Genomic DNA, 21,725 nt, shown 5'->3' on the forward strand with positions numbered 1-21,725 from the left:
GGTGTCGGTCCTGGGCTGGTGTCCGGGTCGGTCTCAGAGGGCGTCGAGCTCGCTGACCTTCCACGCGTCTCCGTCGTGCTGGAGCGTCACCAGCACGCGGTCGAGGTCGAGCAGCGGCTCGTCCAGGGTGTCGTCGGTCGTCGTCTGGTTCACGAACACGAGCACCCGGGCGTACGACGTCGAGGCCGTGACCAGCGCCGTGCCGGCGACCCGGGCGGTGACCACGGTGTGGTCGCGCTGGCTCTCGGCGACGACACCGGCGGTCGTGCGGTCGTACTGGCGCTGCATCGTCGGCGTCATCATCGCGCGGGCCGCGGCCTTGTCGTCGGCGACGGTCTTCCAGGAGTAGCCGTAGGCGGCCGAGGCAGCGTCGGACGCGGCTGCGCGGACCGCCTCCTTCACCGCGGTGGAGGCCACCTCGGCGTCCACCGAGGCCGCGCTCGCGGTCGTCGGCGGGTCTCCTCCGGCGCTGCGCACCAGCCATCCGAGGGCGACGGCGGCGACCACGACCAGCAGCACCAGCCCCCACACCACGCGGGTCCGCGTCCGGTCGTTCATCGCGGGTCCCGGACGAACTCGAGGTTGCTGGTGAGCCACCGGCCGTCCTCGAGGACGAGGTCGAGCTGCATCCGGTAGTAGCGCGTCTGCGCCTCGCCGTCGGTGAGCCTGTTGGTCACCGACGTGTTCGCAGCGACGAGCACGGTGGCCGTGGTCTCGTCGAGGTCGCCGACGCCGAGGGAGACGACCTCGCCCACCGACGTGGCCTCGCTGCGGCGGGCCTGCCTCTCCAGCGTCGCGCGCTGGTCGGCGTACTGCTGCGCGAAGTCGCCGGTCGCGCCGTCGAGCACGGCGTCGATGAGGGGATCCATGTCCGTGTGGTCGACCGTCAGGAACGCGACCGCCTCGGCCCGGGCCGCCTCGGCGACCTCGCGCTGCCGTGCGGTCAGGCCCTCGTCGACGGTGTCGCGGGAGGTGACGGTGAGGCCGATGGCCACGAGCAGGCCGGCCAGCACGACGACGAGGCCGCCGATCACCCATGTGCCACTGCGCGCTCCCACGATCGCGAACCTAGCCCAGCGAGGCCTCCGAGTGCTGCTCATCGGCCTGCCTAGACTCGCGTGCGTGAAGCGACGTCTGGACCAGCTGCTGGCGCACCCGTCGGCGATCCTGCTCGCCGCCCAGCTGCTCCAGGTCCTGGCGTGGCCGTTCCTCGGGGGCTCGCGGATCGGTGGCGCGTTCCTCGGCGTGATCGGCATGCTCGCGGTCGGGTCGGCCGTGCTCGCCGTGCGACGGACCCCGGTCGTGAGCCGCGTCGTGTTCTTCCTCGGCGGCCCGGCGATGCTGCTGACCCTGCTCGAGCCGATCTTCCCGACCAGCGACCCGGTCGTCCTGGTGTCCGGCGTGCTCCACGCGCCGTTCTACTTCTACGTCTCCTACGCGCAGCTGCGCTACCTCTTCCACGACGACGAGGTCACCACCGACGAGTACTTCGCGACGGGCGCGGCCTTCACCGTCGTCGCCTGGGGCTTCGCCTACGTCTTCGCGGCCGTGCAGGTGGTGTGGCCGAGCTCGTTCTCCAACGCCGGGGGGTTCGAGCACACCTTCTTCGAGCTGCTCTACCTGTCGTTCTCGACGCTCACGAGCGTCGGGCTCTCCGACATCGTCGCCGTCGGCGCGCAGGCCCGCTCGGTGCTGATGGTCGAGATGATGGTCGGCGTCTTCTACGTCGCGATGGTCGTGGCCCGGATGGTCGGCCTCACGATGATGCGGCGTCGCTGACGTCGCCCCAGCCCTCGGGCCGGTCCCTCCTCGGCAGCCGCGAGACGACCAGCCGGTAGGACTCCTCGACCGCCTCCTCGAGCTCGTCGTCCGGGATCGCCCCGGCCAGGGCCAGGTCGTTCCAGCCGGAGCGGCCGATGTAGGCCATCACGCTGGCGTCGTCGGGATACCGGTCGAGCCACTCGTCGGCGACCTCGCGGGTCAGCCCGGACTTCACGCCCACCCTGTCGGCGGCGAGGAAGGCGAAGATCTTGCCCCGCTCCCCCGGCCCCACCTTGAAGACCGGGTGCTCGTGGTCCCAGGGGTTGTCCGGCCAGGCGCCCAGGAGGCCGGCGCAGAGCGCGTGCATCTCCTCCACGTCCACGCCCTGCGCCTCCTCCGTCAGTCGTCGTCCTCGTCCTCGTCGTCGTCGTCGTCGAGGAGGCCCTCCTCCTCGGCAGCCTGCACGATGCGTCGTACGTTGTCGATGCTGCCGCAGTCGTCGTCGAGCTGCTGGTTGCGCTCGGTGGCGAAGGCCTTGCCGAGGTCGGCCCGCACCTGCTCGCCGACCTCCTCGCGGGCCGGGTTGAGGATCGTCAGCTCCTCCTCGGTCAGGTGGTGGTTGAGCGCCGTGGCGAGCTCCTCCACCGCGTCGTCGAACGCCTGCGTGTCGGTGCCCTTGAGCTCCAGCACCTTGAGCATCGCCTCGTGTCCCTCGGCGTGCTCCTCCTCGCCGTGCTCGGCCTCGTGCTCGGTGATCGCGTCCTTGCGACGGAGCTTGGGGTAGACGTGCTTCTCCTCGGCCTCGGCGTGCGCGACGTGCAGCGCGGCCAGCGCACGGCGTACGGCGTCGCGGTCGGAGCTGCTGTCACGCAGCTGGCGCATGAGGGACTCGAAGCGCCGGTGGTCCTCGAGGATCAGGTCGATGACGTCGCCCGAGATGGGCCGGCCGAGGTCGATAGGGGTACTCATGCAGCGACCGTGCCGCGCGCACCCGTGACACACCACACCCGTGTGGGGGTGCGGGCCCTGCCTATGCTGGCCGCATGTCGTCCTCCGACGTGTGGGCTCGCTTCGAGCACGACCCGCGCTCCCCCCAGGCAGCCCGGCTGCGCGCGTCGGACAAGGACCGTGACGTCGCGTTCGAGGCCCTCGGCGAGGCCTTCGCCGAGGGGCGGCTCGACCACGAGGAGTACGACGAGCGCCTCACGGCCGTGAGCACCGCGAAGGTCCTCGGCGACGTGGTCCCGCAGCTGCAGGACCTCGTCCCCGACGCGCCCACCGGCGCTCTCGCCCGCCGCGCCGGCGGGTCGGTCGTCCGGCCGGACGTCCACGAGCAGGCCGTGGCCAAGTGGCGGTCCGACCGGCGCGAGGCCGTGACGGGGTTCATCGGCCTCTCGGTGCTGCTCTGGACGATCTGGGCGGTCACCATGCTCGGTGGATTCCCCTGGCCGCTCTTCCCGACCGGCTTCGCCCTGATGAACCTCGTGCGCACCGTCGTGCAGAAGCAGGACATCATCGAGGCCCACGAGAAGCGCCTGCTCAAGCGGGAGAAGAAGGCCCTCGACCTCGAGCGCCAGAAGCAGAAGGAGCTGGAGTCCGGCTCGGACTGACCCCCCTCACTTCGTCGCCGGCGCGCTCGCTTCGCTCGCTCGCAGCTCCTCGCTCGTCGAGGACCCTTCGAGCTCGTTCCTCGCTCGGGGCCCTCTCCTCACTTCGTCGCCTCCATCATCTGGCGGAGCTCCTTCTTCAGGTCGGAGATCTCGTCGCGGAGGCGGGCGGCGACCTCGAACTGGAGCTCGGCGGCAGCCGTCCTCATCTGGTCGGTCAGGCCCTGGATCAGCTCGGCCAGGTCGGCGCTGGGGATGCCGGCGGTGTCGGGCGCCTCGGCGTGGATCCGCGACAGCGCCGGGGTCGGCGACTTGCCGGGCTTGACGCCACCGGCGCGACCCTTCTGGCCGACGTCGGCCCAGGTCCGCAGCAGCTCCTCGGTGTTCTCGTCCTCGCGGGCGAGCATCTCGGTGATGTCGGCGATCTTCTTGCGCAGCGGCTGGGGGTCGATCCCGCGCTCGGTGTTGTAGGCGACCTGGATCGCACGACGACGGTTGGTCTCGTCGATCGCCGCCTCCATCGACGGCGTGATCTTGTCGGCATACATGTGGACCTGGCCGGACACGTTGCGCGCCGCGCGACCGATGGTCTGGATGAGCGACTTGTCGGAGCGCAGGAAGCCCTCCTTGTCGGCGTCGAGGATCGAGACCAGCGACACCTCCGGCAGGTCGAGGCCCTCGCGGAGCAGGTTGATGCCGACGAGGACGTCGTACTCGCCCATCCGCAGCTCGCGCAGCAGCTCGATGCGGCGCAGCGTGTCGACCTCGGAGTGGAGGTAGCGGGTGCGGATGTTGGCGTCGAGGAGGTAGTCGGTGAGGTCCTCCGACATCTTCTTGGTCAGCGTGGTGACGAGCACGCGCTCGTTCTTCTCGGCGCGGGTGCGGATCTCGTGGATCAGGTCGTCGATCTGGCCCTTGGTCGGCTTGACCACGACCTCCGGGTCGACGAGACCGGTCGGGCGGATGATCTGTTGCACCGCGTTGTCGGCGCCGCCGACCTTGTCGAGCTCGTAGTTGCCGGGCGTCGCCGACAGGTAGATCGTCTGGCCGATCCGGTCGAGGAACTCCTCCCACCGCAGCGGCCGGTTGTCCATCGCGCTGGGCAACCGGAAGCCGTGGTCGACGAGGTTGCGCTTGCGCGACATGTCGCCCTCGTACATCCCGCCGATCTGCGGGACCGCGACGTGCGACTCGTCGACGACGAGCACGAAGTCCTCGGGGAAGTAGTCGAGCAGCGTGTTGGGCGCGCTGCCGCGAGTGCGGCCGTCCATGTGCATCGAGTAGTTCTCGATGCCCGAGCACGAGCCGACCTGGCGCATCATCTCGAGGTCGTAGGTCGTGCGCATCCGCAGCCGCTGCGCCTCGAGGAGCTTGCCCTGCTTCTCGAAGGTGGCGAGCTGGTCGTCGAGCTCGAGCTCGATGCCCTTGATCGCCCGCTCCATGCGCTCGGGACCGGCGACGTAGTGGGTGGCGGGGAAGACGTGGAGCTCGGTGTCCTCGGAGATCACCTCGCCGGAGATCGGGTGCAGCGTCATCAGCCGCTCGATCTCGTCGCCGAAGAACTCGATCCGGATCGCGAGCTCCTCGTAGACGGGGAAGATCTCGAGGGTGTCGCCGCGGACCCGGAAGGTGCCGCGGGTGAAGGACATGTCGTTGCGCGTGTACTGGATCTCGACGAGTCGGCGGAGCACCGAGTCGCGGTCGTGCTCCTCACCGACCCGGAGCTGCAGCATGCGGTCGACGTACTCCTGCGGGGTGCCGAGGCCGTAGATGCAGGACACCGTCGAGACCACGATCGTGTCGCGGCGGGTCAGCAGGCTGTTGGTCGCGCTGTGGCGCAGCCGCTCGACCTCCTCGTTGATGGAGGAGTCCTTCTCGATGTAGGTGTCGGTCTGGGGGACGTAGGCCTCGGGCTGGTAGTAGTCGTAGTAGGAGACGAAGTACTCCACCGCGTTGCCCGGGAACAGCTGGCGCAGCTCGTTGGCGAACTGCGCGGCGAGCGTCTTGTTGGGCTGGAGGACGAGCACCGGGCGCTGGAGCTGCTCCGCCACCCAGGCGACGGTCGCCGTCTTGCCGGTGCCGGTGGCACCCAGGAGCACGACGTCCTGGACGCCGCCGTTGACCCGCTCGACGATCTCCTTGATCGCCGCCGGTTGGTCGCCGGACGGCTGGTAGTCGGAGACGACCTCGAAGGGCGCCACCCGGCGCTGAAGATCGGTGATCGGACGCATGCGTCGAGCCTACGGCGCGGCACCGACAGCGGCTTCGTGAGCGTGCCGTGACCCACCCGTGACCCCCCGTGTGCAGACTCCCGGCATGGGGGTACGACGAGTGCTCGGCGCGGTGGCGACAGCGAGCCTGCTGGTCCTGGTCGGGTGCTCGCCCAGCGGCGGGCCGGACGTCGACGTCGAGGGCACGTGGGTGCTGGTGGCCGGCCGCACCGCCGACGATCCGCTCGCCGTGCCACCCGGCTCGCGGGTCTCGCTGACGTTCGCCGGGTCGGATGCCGGCGGGAAGGGGCCCTGCAACGACTACGGATCCTCCTTCGACGTCGACGGATCAGCCTTCGAGATCACCGGCCCGGGCGGCATCAGCCAGACCCTGGCCGGGTGTGACGGGTCGCTGGGCGTCCTCGAGTCGGCGTACCTCGCCGCGCTCGGCGAGGTCGACACGGTCGCCCGTGACGGCGACGAGCTCACGCTCCGCGGGAAGGGCTCCGAGCTGGTGTTCACGGCGACGGCGCCCTGGCCCCGGGCCGCGGTGGTCGGCCACACCTGGCGGCTCGCGAGCTGGAGGGACGACGCCGGCGTCGAGCACCGAGCGACCGATGAGGGAACCTCACGTCCGACCCTGCTCCTCGAGATGAGGGGACGACGAGGGGGACCGATCACCTCGACCTCCGGGTGCCGCACGATGCGTGGGCACTGGACCGAGTGGCGAGGACAGCCCACGGTCATGCGATCGGGGTGGAAGGGCGACTGCCTTCACTTCACCGACCGGGCGAGGGCGATCGAGTCGATGATGTCCGAGCTCGTCCTCGAGGTGCGCGAACGGGACGGACATCGCGAGCTGGTCGTGAGGAACGCGCACGGGGCGAGCGGAGCCGAGCTCGTCTACCGCCTCTGACCGGACTTACGCTCACCTCGTGCCCCACCCGTCACAGCCGCCCGACCACGTCCTCGACCTGTTCGCGGCCGAGGGCGTCCTGGAGCCGCTCCCGGGCGGACGCGGCACGAGCTGGCGAGCCGGTGACCTCGTCCTCTCCCCCGGCCACGACGAGTCGGAGGCGTGGATCGCGCCGATCCAGGCACGACTCGCCGTGCGCCTCGACGAGGCCGTCCCGCGGTCGCTGCGGCTCGCCCTCCCCGTCCCGGCCCGCGACGGCCACCTGACGGCGGACGGCTGGGCGGCCACGCGCTTCGAGCCCGGTACGACGCACTGCCGCGACCTGCCGACCCTGCGCGCCACGGCACACCTCTTGCACGCCCACCTCGCCACCGCCGTGCCGGAGCGGCCGTCCCAGCTCGACGCGCGCGACGACCGGTGGGCCGTCGCCGACCGGGCGACCCACGACGGCACCGCCGAGCAGGCGGCCGCCGCCCGACCGCACCTCCGCGACCTGGTGGGCACGCTCGCGGCGGGCCTCGACACGGACCTCGACACGGACCTCGACACGGACCTCGGCCGCGAGCAGCTCGTCCACGCCGACCTCGCCGGCAACGTGCTGCTCGACGCGGACGGCATCCCGTTCGTGGTCGACTTCTCCCCCGCCTGGCGCTCGCCGCTGTGGGCCGAGGCGGTCTGCGTGCTCGATGCCGTGCTGTGGCTCCGGGCCCCGGTGGCGGCGCTCGACGAGTGGCGGACCGGCGCGCCGCGCCGGGCGATGCTGCGAGCCGCGCTCTTCCGGGTCCTGTCCGACGACCCGTGCGACGTCGCTCGCTACGAGGCGCTCGGGCTCTCCTGAGGTCTCAGCGCACCCGGTCGAGGGTGACGACCCGGACCCCACCGGCCAGGTCGACCTGACCGACGGGCTCGAAGCGGGCGTGGGCGAAGGGCCCCTCGAAGAGCCGCTTCCCGTCGCCGATCACCGACGGGTTGACCTTCAGCACGAGCCGGTCGATCTCGGGCAGCAGCGAGTGGGCGAGCGTGCCGCCGCCGACGAGCCAGAGGTCCGCGCCGTCCTCGGCCTTCAGCTCGCGCACCCGCGCGAGCGGGTCGTCCGACACGACCTCGACCGGCAGGTCGGTCCGGTCGGCCAGCGTGCGGGACACGACGACGTGGCGCAGGTGCGGGTAGGCATCGGTGAGTCCCGCCGCCAGCCCGATGTCGTACGACGCCCTCCCCTCGATGACGGTGTCGAAGGCCTTCCCGGGACCCTCGACGCCGAGCGCCTCGCGGGCGGGGCCGGGCAGGGTCTCGGGCCACTGCGTGACGAGGTGCTCGACGAGGTCCGGGGTGACCGGCAGGAAGTCGGAGCCGCTGGGGTCACCGCCGTCCGGGCCGGCGATGAACCCGTCGAGCGTGACGGCGACGAGGTAGACGAGGCGGCGCATCCCGCGATCCTGCCAGCGACCGGCTTGCCGCCTCCACCCACGTGTCGCAGGATGCGGGGATGGAGGGGACCGAGGCCGCGAGCCGCGAGACCGCACGCCGCTGGGGCTTCGCCATCGCCGGCGCGTGGACCGTGCTCGCCGTCTGGGGCCTGGCCGTGGGCAACGTCTGGCTCCCGGTGCTCCAGCTCGTCCTGGCCGGGCTCACCCTGGTGGCGCTCCTCTCACCTCGGGCCGCCGCCGTCCTGCGCGCGCCGCTCCTCCCACGCCGCTGGAGGAAGTGAGCAGCACGCACGGGCGATCGCTGGGTAGGTTGTCCGCGTGACCGCCGGACGCCTGCTGACCACGCTGCGCCGGGCGCTGCTCACGCTGCTCGGCCTCCAGGTGGGCCTCGCCGTCGCGCTGTCGCTCGTCGACTCCTACCGCCGTCGCGGCAAGAAGCCCAAGCCGTTCCCCGTGTCACCCCCGGAGACCGTGCCCGTGGGCGGCGGGCAGATCACCACCTACACCTTCGGCCGCGACCTCTACGACGACATGCTGGCCGCGATCGACGGTGCGAAGAAGCAGATCCTCTTCGAGACCTACATCTGGAAGGGCGACGAGATGGGGTGGAAGTTCAAGACCGCCCTGACCGCGGCCGCCGATCGCGGGGTCGACGTCCACTGCATCTACGACGGCTTCGCCAACGTCGTGGTCTCCCCGGCCTTCAAGCGGTTCTCACCGTCGTTGAAGGTGCTGCGCTACCCGGTCTGGACGGCCGGGCTGAAGTTCTGGAACCTGCGTCTCTACGGCCGCAACCACCGCAAGATGCTGATCGTCGACGAGGAGGTCGCGTTCCTCGGCGGCTACAACATCGGCTCGGCCTACGCCACCGAGTGGCGCGACACGCACGTGCGGATCACCGGGCCGGGCGTGTGGGACATGAAGCGGGCCTTCGCCGACTTCTGGAACCTCAACCGCCGCCACCGGATCAAGCGCAACGAGCGACCGCTGCTGCTGGAGACGGCGTCCGACTGGGACCCGCAGATCCGGATCCACAAGAACATCCCGCGACAGTGGTCGTTCCCCATCCGCAGCATGTACCTCGAGGCGATCCAGCGCGCCAGCCGCAACGTCTGGCTGACCACGGCCTACTTCCTGCCCGACCAGGACTTCGTCGACGCGGTCGCCGACGCCGCGCGGCGCGGTGTCGACGTACGCATCCTGCTGCCGCTGAAGTCGAACCACATCGTGGCCGACTGGATCTCCCGCGGCTACTACGGCCAGCTGCTCCGGGCGGGCGTGCGGATCGTGCGGTTCAAGGACGCGATGGTGCACGCGAAGACCGCGACGATCGACGGCAGCTGGTCGACCGTCGGCACCGCCAACATCGACCGGCTGAGCCTGCAGGGCAACTACGAGATCAACCTCGAGGTGATCGACCCCGACTTCGCCGAGGTGATGGAGAAGGTCTTCCGCACCGACGAGTCCAACTGCCTCGAGCTCACCCTGGACGAGTGGGAGGCGCGTGACCTCAACCGGAAGTTCACCGAGAGCTTCCTGGCGCCGCTCCGCCCGTTCCTGTGAGCGGTCGCCTCTCGCCCCTGGCGACGGCCAACTTCCGCTGGTTCTTCATCGGGCAGGTCATCAACCGGCTCGGCGGGTCGATGGCCGGCGTGGCGCTCGCCTTCGCCGTGCTCGAGATCGACGACTCGGCCTCGGCCCTCGGCTGGGTGGTGGCCGCGTCGAGCATCCCGATGGTCGTGTTCATGCTGCTCGGTGGCGCGATCGCCGACCGGCTCCCGCGGGCCGTCGTGCTGCGTGGCTGCAACTACGTCCAGGGCGTCGCCCAGTCGATCACCGCGCTGCTCGTCGTCACGGGCCGTGCCGAGATCTGGCACCTCATCGTGCTCCAGGCCGTGGCCGGCGTGGTGTTCGCCGTCAGCTACCCGGCGTTCCTCGGCATGGTCCCGATCCTGCTGCCGGCCGAGGAGCGCCAGTCGGCGTTCCTGCTGATCGGCCAGGCCACGAGCGCCGTCAGCATCGTCGGGCCCGCTCTCTCGGGCGTCCTCGTCGCGACGGCCGGACCGGGGTGGGCACTCGCGATCGACGCGTCGTCGTACCTCATCGCCGCGTCGCTGCTCGTGCTCGTACGCCTGCCACCGGGCGACCGCAGCACCGCCAAGGCGAGCGTCCTCGGTGACTTCGCGGCCGGTTGGGCCTTCGCGCGCAAGCTCGGCTGGGTCATCCCGGGCGCCTCGTGCGCCCTCGTGTTCAACGCGCTGGTGAGCGGAGGGGTCAACGTGCTGGGCCCGGTGATCGCCAACGACACCATCGGCAGCCAGGGGTGGGGCCTGGCCACCTCCGCCCAGGCCGTCGGCATCTTCGTCGCCGCGTTCTTCCTCGCGAAGGCGAGGCTCACCCGGCCGATGAAGGCGATCATGATCGCCTTCGTCCTCTGGTGCGTCCCGCTCCTGGTGCTCGGCACCCGCGTCGAGATCTGGCTCCTCGCGCTCGCCTTCTTCATCGCCGGCGCGGCGCTGAGCCTGCTCGACCTGTCGTGGAACCTCCTCGTGCAGGAGAAGGTGCCCGAGGCGATGCTGTCGCGGATCATGGCGATCGACGGGTTCTTCTCCTTCGTCGCGACACCCGTCGGCCAGATCGCCGTCGGCCCGCTCGTCGGTGCCTTCGGGGCGACCGGTGTCGAGATCGGCTTCTTCGTCGTCGCCGTGCTGGTCGCCTGCTTCGCCCTCACCCGGCGCGTGCTCACCGACCTGCGACTCACCGGCGCGCCCCCGCCCGAGCTAGCCTGACTCGCCATGCTGACCTCGATCCTCGCCGGCATGGCGACCGCCGGCGTCGTCGTGCTCCTGCTGGGCGTCGCCAAGCCGGTGCCGGACTGTCCCGAGTGCGGCGAGCGGGTCGCCCGCATCCGCTGGCCCGACAGCGGCGCCCAGGCGATGAAGGGCGGCTGGACCTGCCGGGCCTGCGGCTGCCGGATGGACCGCCACGGGAAGCGGGTCGGCGGCGAGGCCTGAGCCGCTCAGCGGGCCGGGAGGTGGGTGGGGATGCTCATCCGCGGTCCCCGGCGCGGACGCGAACGGCCACCGGCGATCGCGAGCATCGCGGCCCGGCCGCGCTGGGGCCGGTAGGGCTCGAGGAGCTCGGCCATCTCGTCGTCGCTGATGTCGTGGCCGAGCAGCGCCCAGCCGACCCAGTTGGCGAGGTGGTAGTCGCCGAAGCTCACCGCGTCGGCATCCCCGAGCGCGCGCTGGCGGACCTCGGCGCTGGTCCACACGCCGATCCCGCGCACGGTGCGCAGCCGCTTGTCGGCCTCCTCGCCCGTGACCTGGCCGACCCGCTCGAGCGAGCTCGCGAGGCGGCAGGCGGTGACCATGGTGCGCGACTGCGCGGGCTGCACGCCGAGCTTGAGCCACTCCCACGACGGGATCGCCGCGATCACCTCGGGCGTGGGCTGCAGCATCAGCCGCAGCGGCGCGACGGGTCCGGGGGCAGGCTCGCCATGACGGCGGACGAGCTCGCGAAAGGAGCCGAACGCCTGCTTGCCGGTCACCTTCTGCTCGAGGATCGACGGGACCAGGGCCTCCATCACGAGACCGGTGCCGCCGATGCGCCAGTGGGGGTGGCGCTTGAGCCCCTCGGCCACCTGCGGATGGTGTGGCTCGAAGCCGGTCGGGTCGTCGTCGGCGCCGAGGAGCGCGGGGACCCGGTCGAGCGCCCACTCGGCCCCCGGCCCCCACGCGCGGGCCAGCACCTCGCCGCTCGACGGCCGGGCGTCGAGGCACAGGGAGGCCGGTCCCGTCGGCGTCCGCATCGCCCGCCAGACCCGACCGGACTCCTCGTGGCGCTGGGTCGGGTCGCCGGCCCCGCGTCGCTGCGGGCGCAGCACCTGCCCGACCGCGCACGGCCAGTCGGGCACCCAGGTGCGGGTCCGCTCGACGGGGGTGGCCATGGAAGCGACGGTAGACGAGGCCACCGACTACCTTGCGGGGCATGGCAGAAACCACCGGCGGCACCCCGAACAAGCGCGACCTCGAGGCCGGCATCCAGCAGGACTTCTCGCGCTCCATGTCCTACGGCGACTACCTCCGCCTCGACGTGCTGCTCTCGGCCCAGCAGCCCCTGTCGGACCCGCCGCAGCACGACGAGCTGCTCTTCATCGTGCAGCACCAGACGAGCGAGCTGTGGCTCAAGCTGCTGCTCCACGAGCTGCGCTCCGCGCGCGCCCTGCTGCGCACCGACGACCTCTCCCCCGCGCTCAAGCGGATGGCGCGGATCAAGCACATCCAGCACACGCTCACCGACCAGTGGTCCGTCCTCGCGACGCTGACCCCGTCGGAGTACGCCGAGATCCGCCCGTTCCTCGCCACGAGCTCGGGCTTCCAGTCCGCGCAGTACCGCGAGGTCGAGTTCCTCCTCGGCAACAAGAACGCCGACATGGTCGACGTCTTCGCGCACGACTCGGCCACCCGCTCCGCGCTGGAGGAGCTGCTGCACGAGCCGTCGCTCTACGACGAGTTCCTCGCGCACCTCGCACGCCAGGGGTACGACGTCCCGGCGCGCCTGCTCGACCGCGACTGGTCGCTGCCACACACGAGCGATCCCGACCTCGTGGACGTCTTCGCCACGGTGTACGCCGCCCCCGCCGAGCACTGGGGCGTCTACGAGACCTGCGAGGAGCTCGTCGACATCGAGGACGCCTTCCAGCAGTGGCGCTTCCGCCACCTCCAGGTCGTCCAGCGCGTCATCGGCCACAAGGTCGGCACCGGTGGCTCGTCCGGCGTCGACTTCCTCCGCCGCGCGCTCTCGCTCACGTTCTTCCCCGAGCTCTACGAAGTGCGCACGCGCATCGGGCAGTGAGGTCGACGTGATCCACGTGATGTTCCTCGAGCCCCGGATCCCGCCCAACACGGGCAACGCGATCCGGATGGTGGCCGCGACCGGCGCCACCCTGCACCTCGTCGAGCCGCTCGGCTTCGACCTGTCCGAGCCCAGGCTGAGGCGCGCCGGGCTCGACTACCACGACCTCGCGTCGGTGTCGGTCCACGCCGATCTCGACGCGGCGCTGTCCAGTCCTGAGCTGGCCGGCTCACGGGTCTACGCGTTCACCGCCCACGCGACCCGCTGGCACACCGACGTCGACTACCACCCCGACGACGTCCTCCTCTTCGGACCCGAGCCGACCGGGCTTTCCCCCGCGGTGCTGGACCACGAGCGGGTGACCGACCGGCTCCGCATCCCGATGATGGCCGGGCGCCGATCCCTCAACCTGTCGAACTCCGCCGCCGTGGCGACGTACGAGGCGTGGCGGCAACGGGGGTTCCCGGGCGCGCAGTAGGGCCGGTGGGCTCAGGTGAGCCCCACGACCGCGGAGGATCGTTCCCAGAGGCCGTCGATGAGGCCACGGTCGCTGGCCTGCTTGTTCTCGCGACCGTCGGGCTGGAAGCGGCTGAAGTAGCGACCGTTGACGTCCGGGCTGGGCCCGCGCTCGGCCAGGGCGATCAGGGGTGCCGCGCCGTCGGGCACGCTGATCGTGGCGAACCGCTTGAGCGGCGAGCGGTAGACGAGACCGACGAACCACGAGTCGCGGCCGAACGAGCTCCCGACCGGACCGGGGTGGACGGCGACCGAGACCACGCCGTCTCCGGACCACCGCTCCGCGATGCCGCGGGTGAAGAGGATGTTCATCAGCTTGCCGGTGCCGTAGGCCGTGAGCTCGCGCGCCCGGCGATGCTCGTAGTCGAGGTCGTCGAGGACGATCCTGCCCGCCAGGTTGCCGATGCTGGAGGTGTTCACGACGAGCGACGCATCACGTGCCGCCAGCTGAGGGTGGAGCAGGCTGGTGAGCAGGAACGGTGCGAGATGGTTGACCTGGAAGTTCGGCTCGTGGCCGTCGTGGGTCCGCTTCGACGGCGCGAACGTGCCTCCGGCGTTGTTCATCAGCACGTCGAGTCCGTCGACGCGCTCGGCGACCTGCGCGGCGAGCCGCCGGACGTCGTCCAGCCGCGAGAAGTCAGCGGCGAGGGGCTCGGTGCCCACCTCCTCGGCCACGGGTCGCAGCTTGTCGAGGGACCGTCCGGTCACGTGGACCGTCGCACCCCGCCCGGCCAGCACCCGCGCGGTCTCGGCACCGATTCCATCGCTCGCCCCGGTCACCAGGACCGTGCGGCCGACCATCGTCTGATCACTCATCCCCCGAGCCTAGGTCGGGCCCCGCAGCAGGGGTCCCCGGGCGGGGGCATCGAACCGGCCCCTCCCCGGCGCATCGCCGTACGCGCGTCAGAGCAGGCGGCCGCAGCTCGGCCACGGCGAGCGTCCGCGCTGCTGGTAGAGCAGCTTGGCGCGGTAGGTCTGCTCGGCGGCGGAGGCCGACGTGGGGACGCCCGTGCCGCCGACGCTCCGCCAGGTGCCGATGTCGAACTGGTAGAGCCCGTAGTAGCCGGCCGGGTTCACGGCCCGCGGGTTGCCGCCGGACTCGCAGCCCGCGAGCGCTCCCCAGTTGAGCCCGTCCGCACCGGGCACCGACCAGGCCTCCCGGCCCACGAGCACGCGCCGCGGGCGCGGCTCCTTGACGACCCTCTTCTCGACCACGCGGTACTTCACGGGGTCGCCGTTGTGGAGCGTCCTCACCGCCACGACCTTGCGCACACCGGCGCGACCGGTGCTGACGACCTTGCGCTTGCCGGGCTTCATCGTGGTCGTGAACACCTCGACGGTGCCCTTGCGGACCTTCACCCGCTTGACCTTGCGCTCCTTCACGACCTGCGTCAGGCGTACGACGTCGCCCTCCCGCAGCCGCTTGCTCGGCCCGGACACCGTGCGCCCGTCGCGGACGACGGCGACGAGGTCCTGGTCGCTCACGGGCACGCCGTGCGCCTCGAGCAGCCTGGTCGGCCACACCTTCTGGACGGTCGCGACGTCGACCGGCGGCTGGTCGGCGACCTCAAGGCTCACGTCGACGGGTGCCTGCTCCCTCGCGGGCTGCGCATCGGCGCTGCCGGGCACGAGGGACAGCGAGAGCGCAACGGCGGCGATGCCGGCCGCGACCCGCGGGCGTACGAACAGGGTGGGTGTGGTGGTGGCACGCACGTGCTTCAGACCTCACTGGTTGCGCGCCGGGGTGGCGCTCGGACGCGACGCCGTCTCGTCAGGCGTCGAGGCCGCGGCGCACGTTCACCTCGCGATGGGAGGCGCCTCGTCCATGGCGAGGGCACTGCCTGCGGCACGACCACCAGAACATTTCCGGTGGGGCATGTCGAATCCGGTCCGTGGCCTCAGGCGCTCCGGAGGTCGGGTGCACCCCGCCCGACCGCCTCGTCGAGCCCCATCCGCCGGATGACCTCCTCCGCGACCCCGCGTGCGTCCACGGCCTGCCCGCCCGGTGGCCGCCCCTCGGCATGACGACGAACGGCATCCCCTCACGACGACACGAGGCGGCCAACTAGGATCTGGTCATGAACGACGTCCGCGTGCTCGCCTACTTCGCCGGCGACCCGACGCGGACCTACCAGCTCGTGCAGTGGCTCGAGGTGCTCGAGATCCTCGACGGGGTCCACCCCGTCGGCCTGGTCCTGCGCGACCCCGACTCGGCGGACGTCATCGGGGCCCGGACCCGCCTGCCGGTCCACGTGGCCGAGACGTTCGCCGACCTCACCGAGACCTACGCCGACCTCGACGCGGCCGTCGTCCTCTACTGCAACAACTCGCCGCTCAACTTCGAGTCGCTCGTCGACAGCCGGATGCTGCACGTCCACGTCAACCACGGCGAGAGCGACAAGCAGTCCATGGCGAGCAACAACGCCAAGGCCTACGACCGGGTGTTCGTCGCCGGCGACGCCGCCGTGGAGAGGTACGTCGCCGGGCTGCTCGACTTCGACGCGAGCAAGCTGGTGCGGGTCGGGCGCCCGCAGCTCGACCTGCCCCGGACGCCGCTCCTCGCGCCCAGCTCCCGACGTACCGTGATGTACGCCCCCACCTGGGAGGGCGACGCCGACTACAACGACTACACCTCGATCGTCGCGCTCGGGCAGTCGATCGTCGGGGCGATCCTCGACGTCCCGGACGTCCGGCTCGTCTACAAGCCGCACCCCAAGGTCACCACCAGCCTCACCCCCTCGGTCGCCGAGGCGCACCTCGCAATACTGCAGCTGATCGGGGACGCGGACCCCGGCGCCGGCCACACCGCGGTCCTGACCGGCGACATCCTCGCCGTGATGCCCGGCTGCGACGCCATGGTCACCGACGTGTCGTCCGTCGGCCTCGACTGGCTCTACCTCCACACCGACAAGCCGATCTTCGTCACCGACCCGCTGGGCGACGCAGCGTCCCTGCGGCACCAGGCGCCGATCAGCCGCTGCGCCGACATCGTCGACCTCGAGAGCATCGGGGGCCTGACCGAGTTCCTCGCCGAGCGGCTCGACCACGACGAGCTCAGGATGGGCCGCCTGTCCATGAGGCACCACTACTTCGACGACCTCCAGGTCGGCGACAGCACGGGCCGGTTCCTGACCTCGGTGTCCGACCTGGTCGCGCTCCGCGACCGTCTGGTCACTGGCGGCGACACCGCGATCACCGCCTGAGCAGCGCGGCCGTCCTCCGTCGCCGGAGGGCTCAGCCGCCGAGTCCGGCACGGTGCGCGAGCATGACGAGCTGGGCCCGGTCGCGCACCCCGAGCTTGGTGAGCAGGTGGCTGACGTGGGTCTTCACCGTCGAGTAGCTGACCACCAGCCGGTCGGCGATCTCCCGGTTGGAGAGCCCGAGCGCGACGGCGACCAGGACCTCGTGCTCGCGTTGGGTCAGGTCGGGCAGCGTGATCAGCTCGCGTTCGGCCTGGGCGAACCGGACGAGCATCTGCCGGGTGACCTCGGGCGCGAGCAGCGCGTCGCCCGCCGCGACCACTCGCACGGCCCGGGCCAGCTCGGCGGGCTCGGTGTCCTTGAGGACGAACCCGCTGGCACCCGCACGGAGGGCCGCGACGACGTAGTCGTCGGCGCTGAACGTCGTCAGCACCAGCACCTTGACGTTCGCGGTGCGCGGACTGGTGGTGAGGTGGCCCGTCGCCTCGATCCCGTCCATCCCCGGCATCCGGATGTCCATCAGCACCACGTCCGGCAGGTGCTCCCGGGCTGCCGCGAGCGCGCTCGCACCGTCGACGGCCTCGGCGACGACCTCGATGTCGTCCTCCGCACCGAGGATCAGCGAGAACCCGGAGCGGACGAGCGCCTGGTCGTCGGCGACGACCACGCGGATCATGCGGGCTCGGCTGCGGGGAAGGTCGCGCGGACGCGGAACCCGGCGGACGACGAGTCGAGCACCAGGTCGCCGCCGTAGATGGCGACGCGCTCGCGCATCCCGGCCAGTCCGTGACCGCCCTGGCCGGTCGGACGGCCCTCGCGAGTGCCGTGCCCGTCGTCGGCGACCTCGATCCTCAGGCCCGACGGCTCGCAGCTGACCGCCACCGTGGCGGACCCGGCGCCCGAGTGCTTGAGGCTGTTGGTCAGCGCCTCCTGCACGATCCGGTAGGCCGCGAGCCCCACGCCCGCCGGCACGGCGTCCGGGTCTCCCGAGACGGTCAGCGTGGTCGGCAGCCCGGCCTCACCGACCCTCCGGGCGAGGGCTGCCATGTCGGTCAGGGTGGGCGCCGGTGACCGGGGGGACGCTCCGTCTCCGGGCTCGTCGTCGCGCAGGACTCCGAGCAGCTGACGCATCTCGGCCATCGACCGTCGGCCGGTTCGCTCGATCTCGGCGACCGCCGTCCGGGCGCGTACGGCGTCGTCGGCGTCGAGCAACCGCCCGGCGGCACCGGCCTGGACGACCATCACGCTCATCGCGTGGCCGAGCACGTCGTGCAGCTCGCGCGTGATCCGCAGCCGCTCCTCGGTCGCGGCCCGTGCCGAGCGCTCACGCTCGGCGTTGGCTCGTTCGCGTTCCACGGTGACGCGCTGCTCGGCGGTCTGGACGGCTGCGTCGGCACGCTCCCGGCGCGCACGGCTGGTGGTGCCGAGCAGGACCACGCCCGCGAAGGCGGCACCGTTGAGCAACGCGCCGGCCGGGCTGAGGTCCACCGGGTCCATCACCCCCGTCAGCAGCAGCGCGGCGACGACGACACCGACCGACTGCCTGGCGTGCGAGGAGGTGCCCCAGGCCACCGCGGTGTAGGCGGCGATCATCGGACCGATCGTCGCCGTACCCACGGCACCCCGGACGAGCACCAGACCCAGGACGCCTGCCAGCGAGGTGACCACGACAGCCAGCGGGTAGCGCCGGCGCAGTGCGATGGACCCGACGGCCACCACGGTCAGCAGCACCGTGAGGGCGTCGGGGGCGCGGTTCGCCTCCACCGCCTCGGACCCGCCCAGGTGGATGACGAGCGTGACCGCCAGGCACACGGCAGCGAGGGCGGAGTCGAGGGCGAGGCGCATGGTGCTCCCACCGTAGGGCTCGGCCCGGACCGGCTCATCGGTCTGCAGACCGAGATCCCCCTGCCGGACCGGGTCCCGGGTGCCGCTCCACGTCGAGACCTCCGCGCGATCCGCCGGCGCCCGGTCCGCGACACCGTGGGACCCGACGCCGATCCGCGGTGCTCGACCCCGACGATCCACGGAGACCCCGATGCCCACGCCCGCCCAGCTCGTCCGCCAGCACCCGCTCTGGTCCTTCGCCGCGCTCGCCTGCCTGTTCGGCTGGCTGCCCTACGTCCTGGCGGCCGGCGGCCTCGGTTCGAATCCCGAGAACATGCCCCTCGGGCCGGTCATCGCAGCCCTGGTCGTCACCTCCTGCCAGGGTCGCTCCGACCTTCGCGCCTGGGGACGGCTCCTGAGGTCGTGGGCCGCCTCGCCCCTGCTCTACCTCGTCGCCTTCGGGGCGCCGATCCTGCTGCACGTGGCGATCGTGCTGGTCAACCACACCCTCGGCGCTCCGCTGCCGACGACCGTCCAGCTCGGTGCCTGGCCGGAGGTCCCGGTGACCTTCCTGGTCATGCTGGTGATGGTCGGCCTCGGGGAGGAAGCCGGCTGGACGGCGTTCGCCGCACCGATCCTGTTGCGTCGCCACGGTCTGGTCGGGGCGTTCGTCGTGCTGGCCTCGCTGCGGATCCTGTGGCACTTCCCGCTGATGCTCACCGGCGACATGCCGGTCGTGGTCGGCGTACTCGGCAACGCGGGCTTCCAGCTCGCCGTCCTCGTGATGATGCAGGTCAGCAACGCCGCCTGGTCGCTCGCCGCCGTCTGGCACGCCACCCTCAACGCCTTCGGCAACGCCTTCTTCTTCAGCATGGTGACCGGAGCCGACCGGGACCGGCTCAACCTGCTGCTCGCACTGGCCTACGCGGCCGCCGGGTTCCTCGCCTGGGCGATCTGGGCGGGACGGGAGTCAGCGGTCGATGGACGCCATGTTGGTCTCGTCGTGCCGCTCGCCGGCGGCCGGCTCGAGCGCCTCGAGCCGCTGGACCTGGTCGTCGCTGAGGACGACGTCCGTCGCCGCGGTGTTCTCCTCGACGCGCGCGAGGCGGCGGGTGCCCGGGATGGGGGCGATGTCGTCGCCCCGGGTGAGGAGCCAGGCCAGCGCGGTCTGGGCCGGGGTGGCACCGATCTCGGCACCGATCGCGGTGACCTCGTCGACGAGGGCGAGGTTGCGCTGGAAGTTGTCGCCGGTGAAGCGGGGGTTGGTCTTGCGCCAGTCGTCGTCGCCGAAGTCGTCGACGGTGCGGATCTGCCCGGTGAGCAGCCCGTGACCCAGGGGTGAGTACGGCACGAAGCCGATGCCGAGCTCACGCAGGAGGGGCAGGATCTCGTCCTCGACGTCGCGGGTCCACAGCGAGTACTCGGTCTGCAGGGCGGTGACGGGGTGTACGGCGTGGGCGCGGCGGATCGTGGCCGGCGCGGCCTCGGAGAGCCCGAAGTGTCGGACCTTGCCCTCGGCCACGAGGTCGGCGACCGCCCCTGCTGTCTCCTCGATGGGCGTGTGGGGGTCGACTCGGTGCTGGTAGCAGAGGTCGATGTGGTCGGTGCCGAGACGTCGCAGGGACCCTTCGACGGCGGCGCGGACGTTGGCGGGACTGCTGTCGACGCCGAAGCCCCGGGTGTCGCCGCGGTGCTGCACGAGGCCGAACTTCGTCGCGATGACGACGTCGTCACGGCGGCCCTTGACGGCGCGTCCGACGAGCTCCTCGCTGTGGAACGGCCCGTACACCTCGGCGGTGTCGATGTGCGTGACGCCGAGGTCGAGGGCGCGGTGGATGGCGCGGACGGACTCGGAGTCGTCGAGCGGACCGCCGGTGGTGTAGGTGCCGGCCATGGTCATCGCGCCGAGGCCGATGCGGGAGACCACGAGGTCGCCGAGGTGTGCGTTCTTCATCAGACTTCTTTCCTGGATGCAGTCGGTGGCAGGCCCTGAGCGCCGCCGGGGACGACACAACCAGCGTCGGCCGGGTGGCGGGAGTCCTTGGTGTGGGGGTCACCGGCAGTGACCCCCACGTCGGCGGTCGCGTTCGTACAGTGGTCGCATGACCGCACCCGGACCGTCCCCACGCGACGCTGCTCGCGCAGAGATCCGGGAGTTCCTCAGCACCCGTCGGGCCAGGATCACCCCGGAGCAGGCGGGCCTTCCGTCCTACGGCGGCGATCGGCGCCGGGTCCCGGGGCTCCGCCGGGAGGAGACCGCACTACTTGTCGGGGTGTCTCCGCAGTACTACGTGCGCCTGGAGCGCGGCAACGCGACAGGCGTGTCGGAGGGCGTGATCGACGGCATCGCGCACGCGCTGCGCCTCGACGACGCCGAGCGGGCGCACCTGCTCGACCTGTTCCGCACCGCGGGCACGCCGAACCGCGCAGCGCGGCGACCCCGCCCGAGCGTCGACCGGGTCCGGCCCACGGTGCAGGTCCTGCTCGACGGCATGCCGACCGTGCCGGCCGTCGTTCTCAGCGGACGACTCGACGTGCTCGCCACCAACGGGCTCGGCCGGGCGTTGTTCCACCCGTTCTACGACACCGACGAACCGGTGAACAGCGCCCGTCTCGTCTTCCTCGACCCCCGAGCACCGGCACTGTTCCGCGAGTGGGAGGTCGTGGCCAACGACACCGTCGCGCTCCTGCGTGCGGAAGCCGGGCGGGATCCCTACGACCGCCGTCTGTCGGCACTGGTGGGTGAGCTGTCCATGCGCAGCGAGGACTTCCGGACCCGGTGGGCCGCCCACGACGTCCGCATCCACAGCACGGGCGTCAAGAAGCTCCGACATCCCGTCGTCGGCGACCTCGACCTGCCCTTCGAGTCCCTGCCCCTCGAGGCCGGGTCCACCACCAGCCTGGTCACCTACCTGCCCGAACCGGGCAGCGCCTCCCACGACGCGCTCGTCATCCTCGCCAACTGGGCCGCGACCGGCGTCGGACCCTCGCCCGCGAGTCCGGTGCATCGCGCGGACGACCCCCGTTGACCCGGCTCACGTCCTCATCACGTAGGTGACGGTGTTGTCGGCGTGGATGGTCACCACGTACCGGCTGCTGTGCGCCAACCGGTGGTGTCGCGGGCACAGCAACCGACCGTTGGTCAGGTCCGTGGGCCCGCCTCTGGACCAGGGGTCGTCGTGGTGGGCATGACACCCCGACGCTGACGTCTCGCAGCCGCGGGCAGTGCAGCCGCCGTCCCTCAGGCCCAGCGCGATCCGCTGGGCCTTCGAGTGCAGCCGACGAGTGCGACCCAGATCCAGCGGCACCGACGTGGAGCCGAGGACGGCCGGGATGATCCCGGCCTCGCACGCCAACCGTCGCGCCTGCCCGGCCGACATCCGGGTGCCGTCGTCGAGCAGCGCGGT

25 protein-coding genes are annotated in these 21,725 nt (G+C 71.5%); 12 read left to right on the forward strand and 13 right to left on the reverse strand.

Annotation, left to right across the window (positions count from 1 at the left end):
• Positions 1-33: 33 nt before the first annotated feature.
• Both EUA93_RS20610 and EUA93_RS20615 read right to left on the reverse strand, forming a co-directional pair.
• The gene (locus EUA93_RS20610; RefSeq protein WP_129402213.1) at positions 34-558 is read right to left on the reverse strand and encodes a hypothetical protein; all 525 of its coding nucleotides are present in this window, start codon (positions 556-558) and stop codon (positions 34-36) included.
• On the reverse strand, positions 555-1,058 hold the full coding sequence (locus EUA93_RS20615) for a hypothetical protein (RefSeq protein WP_165355243.1): 504 nt from the start codon (positions 1,056-1,058) through the stop codon (positions 555-557). The genes EUA93_RS20610 and EUA93_RS20615 overlap by 4 nt, the downstream gene beginning before the upstream one ends.
• Positions 1,059-1,122: 64 nt before the next feature.
• Between EUA93_RS20615 and EUA93_RS20620 the strand changes: the two genes are divergently transcribed.
• Positions 1,123-1,779 (forward strand): potassium channel family protein, encoded by a 657-nt coding sequence (locus EUA93_RS20620; RefSeq protein ID WP_242497551.1) that lies wholly within the window; start codon positions 1,123-1,125, stop codon positions 1,777-1,779.
• Here the strand turns inward: EUA93_RS20620 and EUA93_RS20625 are convergent.
• Both EUA93_RS20625 and EUA93_RS20630 read right to left on the reverse strand, forming a co-directional pair.
• Entirely contained in the window at positions 1,757-2,143 is a 387-nt protein-coding gene (locus EUA93_RS20625; RefSeq protein ID WP_242497552.1) for an MmcQ/YjbR family DNA-binding protein, read from the reverse strand. The genes EUA93_RS20620 and EUA93_RS20625 overlap by 23 nt on opposite strands.
• A 17-nt stretch (positions 2,144-2,160) precedes the next feature.
• Positions 2,161-2,730 carry a hemerythrin domain-containing protein gene (locus EUA93_RS20630; RefSeq protein WP_129402216.1) on the reverse strand — a complete coding sequence of 190 codons (570 nt, stop codon included), beginning with the start codon at positions 2,728-2,730 and terminating at the stop codon, positions 2,161-2,163.
• A gap of 74 nt (positions 2,731-2,804) precedes the next feature.
• On the opposite strand from EUA93_RS20630, the gene EUA93_RS20635 reads away from it, so the two are divergent.
• On the forward strand, positions 2,805-3,371 hold the full coding sequence (locus EUA93_RS20635) for a DUF1707 SHOCT-like domain-containing protein (protein ID WP_129402217.1): 567 nt from the start codon (positions 2,805-2,807) through the stop codon (positions 3,369-3,371).
• A 98-nt stretch (positions 3,372-3,469) separates the two neighbouring features.
• Here EUA93_RS20635 and uvrB read toward each other — a convergent pair whose 3' ends face one another.
• Positions 3,470-5,599 (reverse strand): excinuclease ABC subunit UvrB, encoded by a 2,130-nt coding sequence (gene uvrB, locus EUA93_RS20640; RefSeq protein ID WP_129402218.1) that lies wholly within the window; start codon positions 5,597-5,599, stop codon positions 3,470-3,472.
• Positions 5,600-5,684: 85 nt separating this feature from the next.
• Here uvrB and EUA93_RS20645 point away from each other — a divergent pair, with 85 nt between their 5' ends.
• Positions 5,685-6,494, forward strand: a complete 810-nt coding sequence (locus EUA93_RS20645) for an META domain-containing protein (RefSeq protein WP_129402219.1) — start codon at positions 5,685-5,687, stop codon at positions 6,492-6,494.
• A 19-nt stretch (positions 6,495-6,513) separates the two neighbouring features.
• Complete coding sequence (locus EUA93_RS20650) at positions 6,514-7,332, forward strand: hypothetical protein (RefSeq protein ID WP_207208880.1); 819 nt, start codon at positions 6,514-6,516, stop codon at positions 7,330-7,332.
• Between the two features lie 4 nt (positions 7,333-7,336).
• On the opposite strand, the gene EUA93_RS20655 is transcribed toward EUA93_RS20650, so the two are convergent.
• Complete coding sequence (locus EUA93_RS20655; RefSeq protein WP_129402220.1) at positions 7,337-7,921, reverse strand: dihydrofolate reductase family protein; 585 nt, start codon at positions 7,919-7,921, stop codon at positions 7,337-7,339.
• 59 nt (positions 7,922-7,980) lie between these two features.
• Here EUA93_RS20655 and EUA93_RS20660 point away from each other — a divergent pair, with 59 nt between their 5' ends.
• From EUA93_RS20660 to EUA93_RS20675, 4 genes are read left to right on the forward strand one after another with little or no spacing between them, the layout of a single operon-like run.
• Positions 7,981-8,202, forward strand: coding sequence for a hypothetical protein (locus EUA93_RS20660; RefSeq protein WP_129402221.1), 222 nt, complete (start codon positions 7,981-7,983; stop codon positions 8,200-8,202).
• A gap of 37 nt (positions 8,203-8,239) precedes the next feature.
• Positions 8,240-9,484, forward strand: coding sequence for a phospholipase D-like domain-containing protein (locus EUA93_RS20665; protein WP_242497553.1), 1,245 nt, complete (start codon positions 8,240-8,242; stop codon positions 9,482-9,484).
• Positions 9,481-10,710, forward strand: a complete 1,230-nt coding sequence (locus tag EUA93_RS20670) for an MFS transporter (RefSeq protein WP_129402222.1) — start codon at positions 9,481-9,483, stop codon at positions 10,708-10,710. The genes EUA93_RS20665 and EUA93_RS20670 overlap by 4 nt, the downstream gene beginning before the upstream one ends.
• Before the next feature lie 6 nt (positions 10,711-10,716).
• Positions 10,717-10,935: a hypothetical protein gene (locus EUA93_RS20675; RefSeq protein ID WP_129402223.1), complete on the forward strand. Its 219-nt coding sequence runs from the start codon at positions 10,717-10,719 to the stop codon at positions 10,933-10,935.
• Positions 10,936-10,940: 5 nt separating this feature from the next.
• Here EUA93_RS20675 and EUA93_RS20680 read toward each other — a convergent pair whose 3' ends face one another.
• Complete coding sequence (locus EUA93_RS20680) at positions 10,941-11,870, reverse strand: DNA-3-methyladenine glycosylase family protein (RefSeq protein ID WP_129402224.1); 930 nt, start codon at positions 11,868-11,870, stop codon at positions 10,941-10,943.
• A 41-nt stretch (positions 11,871-11,911) separates the two neighbouring features.
• Between EUA93_RS20680 and EUA93_RS20685 the strand changes: the two genes are divergently transcribed.
• Together EUA93_RS20685 and EUA93_RS20690 are read left to right on the forward strand one after the other, a co-directional pair.
• Complete coding sequence (locus EUA93_RS20685) at positions 11,912-12,778, forward strand: tryptophan 2,3-dioxygenase (protein ID WP_129402225.1); 867 nt, start codon at positions 11,912-11,914, stop codon at positions 12,776-12,778.
• A 7-nt stretch (positions 12,779-12,785) separates the two neighbouring features.
• Complete coding sequence (locus EUA93_RS20690) at positions 12,786-13,256, forward strand: tRNA (cytidine(34)-2'-O)-methyltransferase (protein ID WP_129402226.1); 471 nt, start codon at positions 12,786-12,788, stop codon at positions 13,254-13,256.
• Between the two features lie 11 nt (positions 13,257-13,267).
• Here the strand turns inward: EUA93_RS20690 and EUA93_RS20695 are convergent, their stop codons facing one another.
• Together EUA93_RS20695 and EUA93_RS22130 are read right to left on the reverse strand one after the other, a co-directional pair.
• Positions 13,268-14,110 carry an SDR family NAD(P)-dependent oxidoreductase gene (locus EUA93_RS20695; protein WP_129402227.1) on the reverse strand — a complete coding sequence of 281 codons (843 nt, stop codon included), beginning with the start codon at positions 14,108-14,110 and terminating at the stop codon, positions 13,268-13,270.
• Between the two features lie 87 nt (positions 14,111-14,197).
• Positions 14,198-15,007: a resuscitation-promoting factor gene (locus EUA93_RS22130; protein WP_242497554.1), complete on the reverse strand. Its 810-nt coding sequence runs from the start codon at positions 15,005-15,007 to the stop codon at positions 14,198-14,200.
• 365 nt (positions 15,008-15,372) lie between these two features.
• Between EUA93_RS22130 and EUA93_RS20705 the strand changes: the two genes are divergently transcribed.
• Positions 15,373-16,497, forward strand: a complete 1,125-nt coding sequence (locus tag EUA93_RS20705) for a CDP-glycerol glycerophosphotransferase family protein (RefSeq protein ID WP_129402228.1) — start codon at positions 15,373-15,375, stop codon at positions 16,495-16,497.
• A 31-nt stretch (positions 16,498-16,528) separates the two neighbouring features.
• Here EUA93_RS20705 and EUA93_RS20710 read toward each other — a convergent pair whose 3' ends face one another.
• The 3 genes from EUA93_RS20710 to EUA93_RS20720 all read right to left on the reverse strand — a co-directional run bounded on the left by EUA93_RS20710 (position 16,529) and on the right by EUA93_RS20720 (position 20,272).
• Positions 16,529-17,170, reverse strand: a complete 642-nt coding sequence (locus EUA93_RS20710) for a response regulator (RefSeq protein ID WP_129402229.1) — start codon at positions 17,168-17,170, stop codon at positions 16,529-16,531.
• Positions 17,167-18,339 (reverse strand): sensor histidine kinase, encoded by a 1,173-nt coding sequence (locus EUA93_RS20715; protein ID WP_129402230.1) that lies wholly within the window; start codon positions 18,337-18,339, stop codon positions 17,167-17,169. Before EUA93_RS20715 ends, EUA93_RS20710 begins: the two co-directional genes overlap by 4 nt.
• A gap of 949 nt (positions 18,340-19,288) precedes the next feature.
• Entirely contained in the window at positions 19,289-20,272 is a 984-nt protein-coding gene (locus EUA93_RS20720) for an aldo/keto reductase (RefSeq protein ID WP_129402231.1), read from the reverse strand.
• A 148-nt stretch (positions 20,273-20,420) separates the two neighbouring features.
• Here EUA93_RS20720 and EUA93_RS20725 point away from each other — a divergent pair, with 148 nt between their 5' ends.
• The gene (locus EUA93_RS20725) at positions 20,421-21,347 is read left to right on the forward strand and encodes a helix-turn-helix transcriptional regulator (RefSeq protein WP_129402232.1); all 927 of its coding nucleotides are present in this window, start codon (positions 20,421-20,423) and stop codon (positions 21,345-21,347) included.
• Between the two features lie 6 nt (positions 21,348-21,353).
• Here the strand turns inward: EUA93_RS20725 and EUA93_RS20730 are convergent.
• A partial coding sequence (locus EUA93_RS20730) for an HNH endonuclease signature motif containing protein (protein WP_165355252.1) occupies positions 21,354-21,725 on the reverse strand: 372 nt, incomplete at its 5' end.

Source organism: Nocardioides oleivorans (genome assembly GCF_004137255.1).
GTDB classification, from domain to species: Bacteria; Actinomycetota; Actinomycetes; order Propionibacteriales; family Nocardioidaceae; genus Nocardioides; species Nocardioides oleivorans.